The organism is Rhodococcus sp. NPDC057014 (genome assembly GCF_042673295.1).
Classification (GTDB): domain Bacteria; phylum Actinomycetota; class Actinomycetes; order Mycobacteriales; family Mycobacteriaceae; genus Rhodococcus_F.
The window spans coordinates 1-14,634 of sequence record NZ_JBHUSF010000229.1 but is presented as its reverse complement, the minus strand read 5'-3'; the positions used below and the strand labels follow the sequence as shown (position 1 = coordinate 14,634).

Here is a 14,634-nt window from a genome sequence, read left to right as displayed (position 1 = left end):
CCGCGGTGACCAGCGCGCGCTGGATGTCGGTGGGCTTGAAACCGCCGACGCTGAGGGGGGTCCCGTGGCCGTCCACCGCCGCGAAGATCGAGTCGGGCTTGTCGGACCGGTCCGCGCCGGGGTTCCGGCTCCGGCTCCGACTCGGGTTCCGGCTCCGGCTCCGCCTCCGTGGACTCTGGTTCCGGCTCGGCGACCGGCGCAGTCTCGGCGACAGGCTCCGGCGTGGGCTCCGGTTCCGGTTCGACCTCGATCTCCGGTTCGGTGTGTCCGGCGCCGGCGGGCTCGACGATGGACGTCTCGGCGGTGACCGGATCGTCGTCGGGATTCGCGAAATGCGAAGACTGCGCGGAACCGCTCTGATGTCCGGCGCCCGCAGCGTGCCCCGCACCGGGGACGTACAGGCCCGACGCGGCCGGCTGATAGCTGCTGTACGAGCGCCCCGCGAGTTCCTGCACACGCGTCGAATCCGCCCGCAGCGCGATCCGTTCGGTCGGCATCGCGCCGTCGAACAGTGCCTCGAGATTCTTGCGGAGCGACGAGAGTTCGGCACGCAACGCGGCGAGTTCCTCTGCATCGGCACGCACTTCGCTGCGCACCCGCTTCTCGACGGTGAGTTCGTATTCGCGCCGTGCCGAGATCTCGCGCTCGAGCTGCAACTCGTAGACGGTCTGCAGGTCGCTGACCTTCGCCTTGTCGAGCGCCGACTCGCGCCGGTACTTCGTCATCGCGATGGCCCCGACCGTGGCGGCCCAGAGCGCGGCCACCAGGCCCACCCGCAGGAGTTGGACACTGTCGCTGAAGATCAGGAAGAGGGACGCGATCACCGCGAGGGCGAGCAGACCCGCAACGATCATCTGGCTCGCGCTGCGCCTGTTGCGGCGCGCAGACTTGAGGCGACCAGGATTCGTCATGGTGCCAGGGTACTTGGCCGCGAAGGGTGCGCCGCGCATTCCATCCGACCTGCGGCGATCCCCGATGTCCTAATGCGCGGGCTCGTCCGAGGGGTCGTCGGGGGTGCGGCAGCAGTGTTCCAGCCACAGCGCCGCGCCGACGAGCGCCAGTGCCGCGACGAGCCCGACCCACGCGCCGGGACTGTCCGAGGCGGCGGCACGCAGCACCGACTGCTGCGGAAGCAGGTACAGCAGGAAGCCTCCCCACACCCCGGCCGTCGCGGCGCCGACGAGCGCGGATGCCTTGGCCAGAGCGGCAACCCGGGCGGCGGTGATCGGATGCAGCTGACGCGGCCCGTCGCCCACCTGGTGGTTGCTGACCCGGGATCGGACCATGAACGCGAGCACGACCTCGATCAGCGCGACCGGATACAGCGACGCCCCCGCGTACACGGGGATGGGTGGGAACGACCCGTAGAACACGCGCACCAGGATCCAGGTGGCGGCGACGGCGAGCGCGGCGAGGAACAGCAGATCCCAGATGCGGGTGGGTTTCATCGTGCCCGTCGGTTCCGGCTTCATCGCGACCGCCGGTCCAGGGCGAGGTCCGTCCGGTGCACACCGGACCGCTCTTCGTCGTCCAGCAGCGGCAGCAGCGCGTCCACACGGGTCGCCGTTCCGTGGACCGGCAACACGGCATCGGGTTCGACGTCGAGCCACGGAATCAGCACGAAGGCCCGTTCGTGGGCTCGCGGGTGCGGCAACGTCAGTTCCGGGTCGTCGCTGCGGACGCCGTCGCACGTGACGACGTCGACGTCGAGCGTGCGGGGACCCCACCGCTTCACCCGCACCCGGTCGGCGGCGGCCTCGAGTTCCTGCCCTCGCCGCAGCCAGCCGTAGCCGTCGAGTGCGGGATCGTCGACGACGACGACCGCGTTGAGGAAGTCCTGCTGCTCGACGCCGCCCCACGGCGCCGTCGAATACACCGGGGACACCGACACGACGGCGGCACCCAGCCCGTCGAGGACGGACTGCAGGTGGGCAAGGCTGTCGCCGACGTTCGACCCGATCGACAGCACCGCGCGACTCATGGTCGCGACCTGTGCGCCACCACCGCGACGTCCGCGAACGTCAGCGGGATCGGCGCGGACGGCTTGTGCAGCACCACCTCGGTGCCGAGCACGCGGGGGTCGGTCATCACCCCGTCCGCGATCTCGGCCGCCACGGTCTCGATGAGGTCCCGGGAGGGGCCCGCGATGATCGCCGCCGCGCGTTCGGCGAGCCCGCCGTAGTCCAGGGTGTCGTCGAGGTCGTCGGACGCGGCAGCCGGGGCGAGATCCATCCAGACGGTGATGTCGACGTAGAAGTCCTGACCGTCCCGCTTCTCGTGGTCGAAGACACCGTGATTGCCGCGAACCTTCAAGCCGCGCAACTCGATTCGATCACTCACGTCCGGCTGCACCCCTCGTCCAGGCCTCGGCGACCGCGATGGCGTCGAGGGAGGCCTGCGCGTCGTGCACACGCACCCCCCACGCGCCGTGGGTCGCGGCGAGCGCCGACACGACGGCGGTCGCGGTCTCCCGGCCGGCGGGGGGACGGGGTTCGCCGTCCGCACCCGCGAGCAGCGAACCCAGGAACCGTTTGCGGGAGGCGCCGACGAGAACGGGGAATCCCAGCGCGGTGAACTCGGGCAGCGCCTTCAGCAGCGCCCAGTTGTGATCGGAGTTCTTCGCGAAACCGAGACCCGGATCCAGCACCAGCGAGCCCGGATCCACGCCGGCCTTCACGGCCAGGTCGACCTGCGTCATCAGTTCGTCCCGCACCTCGCGAACCACGTCGTCGTAGTGGTCGGCGGTGCCACGGTGCACGTAGTCACCGGCCGAACGCCAATGCATCAAAATCCACGGAACGCCGGCGTCCGCGACCACCGACGCCATCGCCGCATCGGCCCGGCCACCGGCCACGTCGTTGATGATCGACGCGCCCGCAGCGATCGCGGCCTCCGCGACGGACGCCCGCATCGTGTCGACGCTGACGCAGATGCCCTCGGCGACCAGGTCCGCGATGACGGGTGCGACCCGGCCGGCCTCGACGTCGGGATCGACCCGTGCCGCGCCCGGCCGGGTGGACTCGCCGCCGACGTCGACGATGTCGACGCCGAGACGCTTCAACGCGAGACCGCGTTCGAGCGCCGCGTCACGATCGAGGAAGCGTCCGCCGTCGGAGAACGAATCGGTGGTGACGTTGAGAATCCCCATCACCACGGTGCGGCCCGGTGAGGGCAGCTCGATCACGGTCACTTCCGCAGAATAAGGTCCAGAGCCTCGGAACGTGAGGCCGCGCTGGACTGGAGCAGACCACGCACCGCGGAGGTGGTGGTACTCGCACCAGGCTTGCGGATCCCCCGCATCGCCATGCACAGGTGCTCGGCCTCGATGACCACGATCGCACCGCGCGGATCGAGCTTGCGCATGACGGCGTCGGCGATCTGACTGGTCAGACGTTCCTGAACCTGCGGGCGCTTGGCATACAGGTCGACCACGCGGGCAAGTTTCGACAGGCCGGTCACCTTGCCCGTCCGGCCGGGGATGTACCCGACGTGCGCGACCCCGTGGAACGACACGAGGTGGTGCTCACACGTGGAGTACAGCGGAATGTCGCGGACGAGCACCAGCTCCTGGTGCCCCTCGTCGAACGTCGTGTTCAACACGGTGTCCGGGTCGGTGTACAGGCCCGCGAAAACCTCGCGGTACGACCGCGCCACGCGAGCGGGCGTATCGCGGAGTCCGGGACGGTCCGGGTCTTCACCGATCGCGATCAGCAGTTCCCGCACCGCAGCCTCGGCACGCGGCTGATCGAACACCCGGCCCGTCTCGAGGGCCACGGGCTCACTACCGAGATGATTCACCGACAACCGAAACTCCTCCAGTACCGGGACCGATCGTCCCGAAGCAACAGCCTAGTGTCGGGCGGATCAGTTCGATCCGTCCGGTCCTTTCCAGGCCCTCGTCTGCGCGTCGTCGTCCCCGGTACCCCGCTGCTCGTGCGGCGGATTCCACTGGTTCCCCGGGCCCTGGTCGGTTCCCGGCCCCTGGTTGCCGGGGTACTGCCCCTCCGGACTCTGGTTGCCCGGATCGCGGGGCGGCCAGCCGGGAGCCGACCATCCCGCGGGGGCGCCGTAGTCGGGACGCGGCTGCGTCATCCCGCCCTGCGGCCGGGCCGGAGCGGGCTGCGAGTAGCCGTTCGCGGGCGCCGGCTGCGGGTACTGCTGCTGCGGCGGGGCCTGCTGCGACTGCTGCTGCGCGAACACCGGTTCGGGCTGCTGGGGCCACGGCTCGCCGCGCTCGGTCGCGAGTTCCCGCGGCGTCTTGACCGGCGGCTTGTCGGACGGGGTCCGGTGGCCGAAGTCGTTGAACGCCGTGATCCGGGGTCGCTTCTCGACGCTGTGGAAGATCTTCTCGAGATCCTTGCGGGTGAGCGTCTCCCGCTCGAGCAGTTCGGTGGCCAGGATGTCCAGCACGTCGCGGTACTCGTTGAGGATCGCCCACGCCTCGGTGTGCGCGGCCTCGATGAGGTTGCGGACCTCTTCGTCGATCTCGCGCGCGACCTCGTGGCTGTAGTCGGACTGCTGCCCCATCGACCGGCCCAGGAACGGGTCGCCGCCCTCCTGGCCGTACCGCACGGCACCCAGCTTGGCGCTCATGCCGTACTCGGTGACCATCGACCGGGCGATCTTCGTCGCCATGTCGATGTCGGAGGACGCACCGGTGGTGGGCTCGTGGAACACGAGTTCCTCGGCGGCGCGGCCACCCATAGCCATGACCAGCCGGGCGATCATCTCGGACCGCGTCATCAGGCCCTTGTCGTCCTCGGGCACCGTCATCGCGTGACCGCCGGTGCGGCCGCGGGCGAGGATGGTGACCTTGTAGACGGGTTCGATGTCGGGCATCGCCCACGCGGCGAGCGTGTGCCCACCCTCGTGGTACGCGGTGATCTTCTTCTCGTGCTCGCTGATGATGCGGCTCTTGCGGCGCGGACCGCCGACGACACGGTCGACGGACTCCTCGAGCGCGGCCTCCGTGATGACGGTGCCGTTCTCGCGGGCGGTGAGCAGCGCGGCCTCGTTGATGACGTTGGCCAGATCGGCACCCGACATTCCGACGGTGCGCTTGGCCAGGCCCTCGAGGTCGGCGTGCTGGTCGATCGGCTTGCCCTGCGAGTGCACCTTCAGGATGGCGCGACGGCCGGCGAGGTCGGGGGCGCCGACCGGGATCTGCCGGTCGAAGCGGCCCGGACGCAGCAACGCCGGGTCCAGGATGTCGGGGCGGTTGGTGGCGGCGATCAGGATGATGCCGGTGCGGTCACCGAAGCCGTCCATCTCCACCAGCAACTGGTTGAGGGTCTGCTCACGCTCGTCGTGACCGCCACCGAGTCCGGCGCCGCGTTGACGTCCGACGGCGTCGATCTCGTCGACGAAGATGATGCAGGGGCTGTTCTGCTTGGCCTGGTCGAACATGTCGCGCACGCGGGACGCACCGACACCGACGAACATCTCGACGAAGTCCGAACCGGAGATCGTGAAGAACGGGACACCGGCCTCGCCTGCCACCGCGCGGGCGAGCAGGGTCTTACCGGTTCCGGGCGGACCGTAGAGCAGGACACCCTTGGGAATCTTCGCGCCCAGCGCCTGGTAGCGCGCCGGATTCTGCAGGAAGTCCTTGATTTCGTACAGCTCCTCGACGGCCTCGTCCGCACCCGCGACGTCGGCGAAGGTCGTCTTCGGCATGTCCTTCGACAGCTGCTTGGCCTTCGACTTGCCGAAGCCCATGACGCCGCCGCGGCCGCCGCCCTGCATGCGGCTCATCACGAAGAAGAAGATGCCGAGCAGGATCACCATCGGCAGGACGAACAGCAGGATGGACGTGAGCCAGCTCTCCTGCGTGACCGTGGTGTTGTAGCTCTGCAGGCCCTTGTCGGAGATCTCGTTGAAGATCTGCTCCGACGCCGACGCCGGATACTTGGCGAGGATCTCGGTCTTGCCGTCGGTGGCGTCGTTGCCGTCCTTCAGCCACAGGCGCACCTGCTGCTCCCGGTCGTCGATCTGCGCCTTCTCGACGTTGTTCGAGTCGAGCTGCGCGATCGCCACGGAGGTGTCGACACCCTTGAATCCGCGCGTGTCGTTGCCGAAGTAGCTGAAGGCGTAGATCACCAGCAGGATGCCGGCAACTATCGCCAGGTTTCGAAACACAGTCTTACGGTTCATACAGGTCGGCCGAGATGGCCGGTCCTTTCGAGAGTGCGGGTCTTCCGGGTGCGCCTTCCGGCTGCCAACCGGACAAACCAGGTTACCGCGAAGGCACCCCGGCGACTCCAGGTAGCAGCCAACCGCTGTCGCGAGCGGTCTCTATTTCGTTCAACGCACGCGGTGGCCCATCGGTTCCCTCCGCCTCGATCCGGGTCCGGATGTGCGGGAGTTCACCGGGTGGGCGCGACCCTCGGCCAGCCGCCGCCGACCCGCTCGATGTGGGCGGCGAGGGCCAGGATTCTGGCCTCGCCACCGGGCGGCGCGGCGATCTGCACGGCCAGCGGGGTGCCCGAGTGCGAGTGGGTGCCGACGGGGACACTGGCCGCCGGCCAGCCGACGAGATTCCACAGCGCGCTGAGCGGTGCGTACCGCACGTTGGCCACGATGTTCGACAACCACGACCGCTCACTCCACGTCGTCGCGGCGAGCGGCGGCTGCGCGAGCGCGGGGGTGATCACCACGTCGTAGTTCTCGAAGAAGGCACGCAGCGAGTCCTCGAGCCGGTTCACCTGCTCCGGTCGGACGAACCGGCCCAGCGCGCGACCCAACGCCACGTGCCTGCGGGTCCGCGGCTGCAGTCGCCTACGGTCGAGGCCCTTGGCGTCGGCGGCCGTTCCCGCGGTCCAGCGGGCGAGAACGGGGATCAGGTTGACCGGGTACGGCAACGTCGCGGGCTCCACGTCGTGGCCCGACCCGGTCAGTTCCGTCCCCGCGCGCACGGCCGCGTCCCGCCACTGCGGATCGACCGTGGCCAGGAACGTCGGCGATCCCGACGCCACCGCGATGCGCAGCGGCTCCGACGGCCCGATCCGCGCGAGCTCGGGACGGTCGGCGATCACGGACAGCATGAGAGCGGCGTCGTCGACGGTCGTGGCGATGGGCCCGTTCTCGGCCATACCGAACCAGGAGGTGGCGCCGAGTTCGGACGGCACGACTCCCCTGCCCGGTTTGATACCGAACACTCCACAGTTCGCCGACGGGATGCGGATCGAACCCAGACCGTCGGTCCCGTGCGCCAGCGGCACCATTCCCGCGGCGACGGCGGCGGCCGCTCCCCCGGACGATCCGCCGCAGGTCCGGGACGGATTCCACGGGTTGCGGGTGATGTGGCCGGGCGCGTCCGTGGTTCCCCACACCGCCAGTTCGGGGAGGGTCGTCAGGCCCACCACCACCGCTCCCGCCGCCCGCAGTCGCGCCACGACCGGATGGTCGGCGGCCTTCGGTTCGGCGCTGGTCGCGCCCGAGCCCTCGCGCATCGGCAGCCCGGCCACGGGGATCACGTCCTTGATCGCGACGGGCACTCCGGCCAGTGGAAGGGCCGCCAGATCCGATCGGTGGGACAGCGCGAGCGCCTCGGCTCGGGCCTGGTCGCCGAGGACGGCGGCGAACGCCTGGATCTTCGGTTCACGCTCCGCGATGGCCGCGAGCGCGGCCTCGACCTGCTCCATCGGGCTCGAGACGCCCGAGCGGACCTGCTCGGCGACGACGACGGCTGAGGTGAACGGGGACTCCCCCATCATCCGAGTATATGGTGCAGCGCAGCAGCGATTTCGAGTATTCGCGCTGGATACGGTAGGTCTGCGGGGTTACCATTCGCTTGTCCCTGGATGGGACTCTTCACACCGCTCCAGACAAACTCGATGTGCCCAGAGAACCCGCCCAGTAGAACCCTCGATGTGCAATGACCAGAGGAAACGGGTCGGGCAGAGACGGATCGGCCGCTGGATCGGACTCTGCCGAACGGACCGTCGGAGTCACGAACTCCGAACACGAGAGCAGCGACGCGACGGTCGCGGCCGGCCCGTCGACGGTGACGGCTGAGCAAACCCTGTCGGCACGGACGATGACCGCCGAGCAGACCGCCCCCGCCGAACAGACCGCCGCGGCCGAGCGAACCGCCGCGGCCGAACAAACCGCTGCCGCCGACCAGACCGTGACCGCCCGGCAGCGGGACACGCTGATCACCACACCGCCCGGCAATGCGGCGCTCGACGACGTGGAGGTCGGGCAGCAGGTCGACGACTTCGATCTGCTGATGGGACTGGGCAGCGGCGCGTTCGGCCGGGTGTTCCTCGCACGCCAGCGGTCGATGCAGCGTCTCGTCGCGGTGAAGATCTCCCACGACAAGGGCAACGAGCCGCAGACCCTGGCCCAGCTCGACCACGACTACATCGTCCGCGTGTTCGACCAGCGGCTACTCGAGGACCGTCAACTGCGCCTGCTCTACATGCAGTACCTGCCGGGCGGCACCCTGCTGCGGGTTCTGCGGCGCGTGCGCGTCACCCCCGAACAGGAGCGGACCGGCAGCCTGCTGCTCGACGTCGTCGACGAGGAGATGCGGGAGAAGGGCGAACTCCGGCCCACCGACTCGAGCGTGCGGGACGAGATCAGTTCACTCACCTGGCCCGAGACGATCGCGTGGCTGGGACGGCGACTGGCCGAGGCGCTCGACTACGCAGGCAAACGCGGCGTGCTGCACCGCGACATCAAACCCGCCAACATCCTGCTGACGGCGGAGGGTGTGCCCAAGCTCGCCGATTTCAACATCAGTTTCAGCGACACCGTCACCGGGGCGTCACCGCTCGCCTACTTCGGCGGGTCCCTGGCCTACATGTCCCCCGAGCAACTCGAGGCATGTCACCGCGGAATGCCGGGAACGGCGGCGGACCTCGACACCCGCAGCGACATCTTCGCGCTCGGGGTGATGTTGTGGGAGCTGATGTGCGGGCGGCGTCCGTTCCAGGACGAGGACGTGTCGAGCGAGTCGCTCGCCGCACTCGAGGCGATGCTGGACAGCCGCAGCCGCGCCGTCGACCCGGAGTTCCTGGACCAGTTGCCCGCCGACTGCCCGCCGTCGCTGCGCCGGGTACTGCTGACGTGCCTGGCGCCGAAGCCGGCGGACCGGTGGTCGTCCGGCGCCGAACTGGCCCAGCAGTTCGACCTGTGTCTGAACCCGCGGGCCCGTGATCTCGTCGATCCGCCGCCGAACTCGTGGCGCATGCGGTTGCGGCGGTTCGCACTCCCGATTCTGGTGATCGGTATCGCGGTGCCGAACGCCCTCGCGGGTGCGTACAACTATCACCACAACAAGATGCTGATCATCAGCAATCTGACGCCCGAGGCGCAGCAGTCGTTCGAGGGGATCCAGTTGGTGATCAACTCGATCGCGTTCCCGTTGGGCGCGATCATGCTGCTCTACTGGTGTCGCTACCCGCTGCTGGTTCCGCGGGGTCTGCGCAAGGGCCGGACGTACGACCGCCAGACCCTGGCCCGGGCGCGCACCGACACGTTGCTGCTCGGCGACCGCGTTGTGCTCGTCGTGTTCGGGTTGTGGGTGATCGCGGGAATCGCCTATCCGATTTCCCTGCAACTGGCGGCGGGGAACGTGCCGCCGGGCGCGTACGTGCACTTCATCGCGTCGCTGATCGTGTGCGGTGCGGTGTCGGTGGCGTACCCGTTCTTCGTGGTGGCGTTCTTCGCGGTGCGCTGCATCTACCCGACCCTGCTACCGCAGGACATCGCGAGCAGTGCCGACGCGCACAAACTGCGAGGACTCGACCGCCGCAGCACGCTGTATCTCGCGGTGGCCGCCTCGGTTCCGCTGGCCGGTGTCGCCGGGGTGACGTTCCTGTCGCCCGACGAGATCACGCTGGTGATCATCGCCGTCCGCATTCTGTGCGTCGGCGGCATCTTCGCGTTCGTCGGCGTGTACTGGCTGTTCCGGCAGCTGGAGCAGGATCTGCGGGCGCTGGAGCTCGCCGTGTCCCACGAACCCGTCCGCTGACGGGCGGGGTTCAGCCGCCGTAGACGGAGGGCTCGAGCGTTCCGATGTACGGCAGGTCGCGGTAGCGCTCGGCGTAGTCGAGGCCGTAGCCGACGACGAACTCGTTGGGAATGTCGAAGCCGACGTTCGCGACGTTGATGTCGACCTTGATGGCGTCGGGCTTGCGCAGCAGCGTGACGACCTCGAGCGACGCCGGGTTCCGCGTCGAGAGGTTGCGCATCAGCCAGGACAGCGTGAGACCGGAGTCGATGATGTCCTCGACGATCAGCACGTGGCGGCCGGCGATGTCCTTGTCGAGGTCCTTGAGGATGCGCACGACACCCGAGGACGACGTGGACGACCCATAGGAGCTGACGGCCATGAACTCCATCTGGGTGGGGATGGGGAGGGCCCGCGCGAAGTCCGTCATGAAGAAGATGGCGCCCTTGAGGACACCCACCAGGAGCAGATCCCCTTCCGGGGCGCCCTCCGGGTAGCGCTTGGCGATCTCCTCGGCCAGTTCGACGGTACGTCGACGGATCTCGTCCTCGGAGATCAGTACCGATGCGATGTCGCCTTCGTACACGCGATCAAACCCTTCGTCGGTCGTCCAATCCGACGTTCAGCCTGCCACGTCGCCGTCGGACCACCAACCTCGCGTCCGGTGTTCCGCCCCCGACCGCCACCTGTCCCTGCCCCCGCCACCGTGCGACGAGGTCGTCCACGGCCCGTAACTGGGTGTCTCCGAGACCGCGCGCACCGGCCGCGTGCAGCCAGCTGCGCAGTACCCGGCGGCGGACGGGCGGCGCCGACAGGGCCAGGAGCGCCGCGTCGATTTCCCCGTCCACCACGACTTTCGCTTCGGCGTCGGCGGCCAACGTGTCGAGGACGGCCCCCTCCTCGCGCAGGTGTTCCCCGGTGCGGGCGAGGGCCCCGGCGACACCGCCGCCCAGGACGTCCTCCAGCAGCGGCAGCACTTCGGTACGCAGCCGCACCCGCACGAAATCGGGTGAACTGTTGTGCGGATCCTCGTGCGGGTCGAGGCCCAGTTCCGCGCAGGTCTGCCGGGTCACCGCACGTCGCACGTCCAGCAGCGGCCGGCCCCACGGGCTGTCGTAGGGGCTCATTCCCCAGATGGATCGACCGCCCGAACCGCGCGACAGCCCCAGCAACACGGTTTCGGCCTGATCGTCGAGGGTGTGCCCCAGCAGCACCGGGCGGGTTTCGCGTGCCGAGTCGAGGGCCCGGTAGCGGGCGTGCCGGGCGGCCGCCTCCAGCCCACCCGCCCCGGTCACGTCGACGGGAAGCACCACGGCGGACGCGCAGCCGAGGGCCCGGGCGCGCGCGGCCGCCTCGTCGGCGACGGCGTCCGACCCCGGCTGCAACCGGTGATCGACGACCAGGGCGACAGCCGAACGTGCCTCGGCGGCGGCGGCCGCCGTCAGGGCCAGCGAGTCGGCGCCGCCCGACAACGCGACCGCGACGTCGCCGTCCGGGGAATGCGCCGCGATCCAGCGCCGCACGGCGTGACGAACCTCGAGGATCGCCGGCTCCTCGGGAAGCACTGTCACCGGCTCAGCCCTCCGCGAATCAGCCCAGCACCCGGGACACCCAGGCGTCCGGCGCGTCGATCTCCGCGAGCCGGGGCAACGTGTCGGGCCCGGTCCACACGACGTTGAACCGGTCCATCCCGACCTTGTCCACGACGGCGTCGACGAACGCCTTGCCGCGCACGTACTGCGCCATCTTCGCGTCCATCCCGAGCAGCGCCCGGATGAGGCGCTGCACCGGGTTGCTCTTGCGGCGCCGCCGGCTGTCGAATGCCGCGCGGATGGCGGCCACCGACGGCACGACTGCGGGACCGACCGCGTCCATCACGTGGTCCGCGTGCCCCTCGAGGAGGGTGCCGAGCACCAGCAGACGGTCGAGTGCCTCACGCTGCGGCTCGGCCTGGGTCGCGCGCAGGAGTCCGACGATGCCGCCCGGCGCACCCGACTCGTCGGGCTCGGTGCGCCCACGGTCGCGCAGCGCGGAGGACAACCGGCCGACCATGTCGGTGATCGACTCGTCCTCGGCGGATCCGAGGGTCTCGACCGATTCCTGCATGTAGCCGGTGAGCCACGGTGACGACGAGAACTGCACCCGGTGCGTCACCTCGTGCAGGCACACCCAGAGCCGGAAGTCGCTGGGCTGCACCCGAAGTGTGCGCTCGACGGACACCACGTTGGGCGCGACGAGCAGCAGGGTGCCGTCGTCGCCGGTGAACGGGTCGTACTGACCGAGGATCGCCGAGGACAGGTAGGCGAGCATCGCCCCGGCCTGAATGCCGGCCGGCTTGCCGAGCAGCATGCCGGGGGCGGCGTCGCCGCCGGTGAGTTGCGACATCGAATGCGCGGCGGCGTGGATCCAGCCCGCCCGGTCGAGGATCTGGGCGGTGGGCACCGGCAGTCCGTCGGCGAGGCCGGTGACTTCCCGGACGGGCAGTTCCGCGCGCATCGACGCGTCGGCCAGTTCCGCGACCACGGTTTCGGCCGTGTACCGCGACGTGGCGGGCCCGCTGCGCGCCAGTTTCACGCCCGTCCTGGCTGCGAGTTTCCAGTCGACGGCACCGCTGAAGGCATTCCCCTCGGCGGCCATCACTGGCACCCGCACGTGCGGAGCGCGGCCGCCAGTGCGTCGAGTGCGGGACGGCTGACCTCCGGCGGACGGTCGTTGGACATCAGCGCGAACGTGAGGACGCGCCCGTTCTGGTCCACCACGTAGCCGGCGAGGGCGCTGGCCGTGGACAGGGTGCCGGTCTTCGCGCGCACCCATCCGGCGCCGGTGCGGTTGCCCGACGCGTACCGGTCCGACAGGCTGCCCGTGGCACCGGCCACCGGCAGGTAGTCGAGCATCGGCCGCAGGGCGGGATTCCCTTCCCCGGCGGCGGCCGTCAGGACCTGGTCGAGCGTGTGCGGTGCGATGCGGTCGTCGACGGACAGCCCGCTCGCGTCGTGCAGCGTGAGCCCCGACAGATCGAACCCGGCGCCGGACAGGGTCCGGCCGATGGTCGCGACGGCGCCCGCGAACGATGCTTCCGCGCCGGCATTCATGGCCACCTCCCGCCCGATCGCTTCGGCAAGCACATTGTCCGAGTGTTCCATCATCTGCCGCAACCGGTCGCGCAGCGGCGCGGACTGCACACTCGCGACGGTGGCGGCGCCGGGTGCCGCGGCCCCCGACGCGACCGCCGACGGGTCGACGCCGAGCGCAGCGGCCAGTGTCCGCCCGGCGTCGAGCGCGGGCGTCGAACTGCGCGGCGACTCGTCCACGAGTGGGTCGGCGCGTCCGCCGTCGATCATGATGGGCTCGGTGGGGGTGATGAATCCGGCGCCGACGTCGGTCGGGAACCATCCCTGCGCCATGGTGTCGCCCGAGTAGATGCCGGTGTCGACGACGATGCGCGTCACCTGGATGCCCGCGTTCCGGATCTGGTCGACGAGTTGCGAGATGTGCGCCGCACCCGGGTAGTAGCCGTTCTCCCCGACCGGCTTCGCGGTGAGAGTGGGATCACCACCGGCGACGAGGACGATCTCCCCGGGAGTCGCCCCCTGCACCACCGTCGTCGTGACGCGGTGGTCGGACGGCAACGACAACAGCGCGGATCCCGCGGTGAGGACCTTGGTGGTCGACGCGGGCGTCATCGGGGTCTGCGGGTTGACGCTCCACAGCACCTGGCCGGTGACCGCGTCGGCGACGGTTCCGCTGAACTTGCCGAGGTCCGGGTTGGCGGCGGCCGGACCGATCGCTGCCGCGATCCCCTGCGCGGTCGGCATCGGCGCGTCGTCCGGGACCGGCGTGACCTGCGGGGCCGCGATGACCGGCGCCGGTTCGGGCGCGATCGTCAGTTCGCCGCGCCTCGCCGACGCGTTGTGCGCGCTCACCGCGACCACCAGCACGGCGGCCATCGCGAGCACCACGACGACGACCGACGCGAACAGAATTCGCATGTTCCGACGGTGGCGTCCCGCCAACGAGCCCATCTTCTTCTTTCCCTGGCCCGGCAACGCGCCTCCGTCTTCACTGTGATTCGTGGGTGGTCAGACAACCAACCTTATCCTCGACCCGATATCCTCTCCCCGAATCATCATCGACACGACAGCGAGGAATCGGCGTGGAGTTCGACGTCACCATCGAGATCCCCAAGGGTCAGCGAAACAAGTACGAGGTCGACCACGTGACCGGTCGCGTGAAGCTGGACCGCTACCTGTACACCGCGTTCGGCTACCCGGCCGACTACGGCTACATCGAGAACACCCTCGGCGAGGACGGCGACCCGCTGGACGCGCTGGTCCTGCTCCCCGAGTCCGTGTTCCCGGGAGTCATCGTCGAGGCACGTCCCGTCGGCATGTTCAAGATGGTCGACGAGGCCGGCGGCGACGACAAGGTGCTGTGCGTGCCCGCCGGCGACCCGCGCTGGGACCACATCCAGGACATCGGCGACGTCCCGCAGTTCGAGCTGGACGCCATCAAGCACTTCTTCGTCCACTACAAGGACCTCGAGCCGGGCAAGCACGTCGAGGCGGCCGACTGGGTCGGGCTCGCCGAGGCGAAGGCCGAGGTCGAGGCCTCGCTCGAGCGTCTGAAGGCCAACGGCGGGCACTGAGCCTGACGCTCGTTCACGCGGCGCCCACCCC

14 protein-coding genes are annotated in these 14,634 nt (G+C 69.7%); 2 read left to right on the top strand and 12 right to left on the bottom strand.

The features are described 5' to 3' along the window. The 8 genes from ACFTZB_RS32175 to ACFTZB_RS32140 form a co-directional block, all read right to left on the bottom strand. Positions 1-911, bottom strand: a 911-nt coding sequence (locus ACFTZB_RS32175; RefSeq protein ID WP_378437774.1) for a DUF6779 domain-containing protein, incomplete at its 3' end; no start/stop codon positions are given. A 69-nt stretch (positions 912-980) separates the two neighbouring features. After that, positions 981-1,448, bottom strand: a complete 468-nt coding sequence (locus tag ACFTZB_RS32170; RefSeq protein WP_378437771.1) for a DUF3180 domain-containing protein — start codon at positions 1,446-1,448, stop codon at positions 981-983. Positions 1,449-1,468: 20 nt separating this feature from the next. Beyond that, complete coding sequence (gene folK / locus ACFTZB_RS32165; protein WP_378437769.1) at positions 1,469-1,981, bottom strand: 2-amino-4-hydroxy-6-hydroxymethyldihydropteridine diphosphokinase; 513 nt, start codon at positions 1,979-1,981, stop codon at positions 1,469-1,471. Beyond that, a complete protein-coding gene (gene folB / locus ACFTZB_RS32160; RefSeq protein ID WP_378437767.1) occupies positions 1,978-2,340 on the bottom strand; it encodes a dihydroneopterin aldolase in 363 nt (120 codons plus the stop codon). The genes folK and folB overlap by 4 nt, the downstream gene beginning before the upstream one ends. Beyond that, the gene (gene folP / locus ACFTZB_RS32155) at positions 2,333-3,190 is read right to left on the bottom strand and encodes a dihydropteroate synthase (RefSeq protein ID WP_378437765.1); all 858 of its coding nucleotides are present in this window, start codon (positions 3,188-3,190) and stop codon (positions 2,333-2,335) included. Before folP ends, folB begins: the two co-directional genes overlap by 8 nt. Continuing rightward, positions 3,187-3,804: a GTP cyclohydrolase I FolE gene (folE, locus tag ACFTZB_RS32150; RefSeq protein WP_043826734.1), complete on the bottom strand. Its 618-nt coding sequence runs from the start codon at positions 3,802-3,804 to the stop codon at positions 3,187-3,189. Before folE ends, folP begins: the two co-directional genes overlap by 4 nt. 60 nt (positions 3,805-3,864) lie before the next feature. Next, positions 3,865-6,153 carry an ATP-dependent zinc metalloprotease FtsH gene (gene ftsH, locus ACFTZB_RS32145; RefSeq protein WP_378437762.1) on the bottom strand — a complete coding sequence of 763 codons (2,289 nt, stop codon included), beginning with the start codon at positions 6,151-6,153 and terminating at the stop codon, positions 3,865-3,867. Between the two features lie 212 nt (positions 6,154-6,365). After that, complete coding sequence (locus tag ACFTZB_RS32140) at positions 6,366-7,712, bottom strand: amidase (protein WP_378437760.1); 1,347 nt, start codon at positions 7,710-7,712, stop codon at positions 6,366-6,368. A 164-nt stretch (positions 7,713-7,876) separates the two neighbouring features. Between ACFTZB_RS32140 and ACFTZB_RS32135 the strand changes: the two genes are divergently transcribed. Further along, on the top strand, positions 7,877-9,979 hold the full coding sequence (locus ACFTZB_RS32135) for a serine/threonine-protein kinase (RefSeq protein WP_378437757.1): 2,103 nt from the start codon (positions 7,877-7,879) through the stop codon (positions 9,977-9,979). 10 nt (positions 9,980-9,989) lie between these two features. Here the strand turns inward: ACFTZB_RS32135 and hpt are convergent, their stop codons facing one another. From hpt to dacB, 4 genes are read right to left on the bottom strand one after another with little or no spacing between them, the layout of a single operon-like run. Continuing rightward, positions 9,990-10,544: a hypoxanthine phosphoribosyltransferase gene (gene hpt / locus ACFTZB_RS32130; RefSeq protein ID WP_072947351.1), complete on the bottom strand. Its 555-nt coding sequence runs from the start codon at positions 10,542-10,544 to the stop codon at positions 9,990-9,992. A 4-nt stretch (positions 10,545-10,548) separates the two neighbouring features. Next, complete coding sequence (tilS, locus tag ACFTZB_RS32125; protein WP_378437755.1) at positions 10,549-11,529, bottom strand: tRNA lysidine(34) synthetase TilS; 981 nt, start codon at positions 11,527-11,529, stop codon at positions 10,549-10,551. A 19-nt stretch (positions 11,530-11,548) separates the two neighbouring features. Continuing rightward, positions 11,549-12,595 (bottom strand): zinc-dependent metalloprotease, encoded by a 1,047-nt coding sequence (locus ACFTZB_RS32120; RefSeq protein ID WP_378437752.1) that lies wholly within the window; start codon positions 12,593-12,595, stop codon positions 11,549-11,551. Next, positions 12,595-13,980, bottom strand: coding sequence for a D-alanyl-D-alanine carboxypeptidase/D-alanyl-D-alanine-endopeptidase (gene dacB, locus ACFTZB_RS32115; RefSeq protein WP_378437776.1), 1,386 nt, complete (start codon positions 13,978-13,980; stop codon positions 12,595-12,597). The genes ACFTZB_RS32120 and dacB overlap by 1 nt, the downstream gene beginning before the upstream one ends. A 131-nt stretch (positions 13,981-14,111) precedes the next feature. Here dacB and ACFTZB_RS32110 point away from each other — a divergent pair, with 131 nt between their 5' ends. Further along, positions 14,112-14,603: an inorganic diphosphatase gene (locus ACFTZB_RS32110; RefSeq protein ID WP_378437750.1), complete on the top strand. Its 492-nt coding sequence runs from the start codon at positions 14,112-14,114 to the stop codon at positions 14,601-14,603. Positions 14,604-14,634 lie beyond the last annotated feature (31 nt).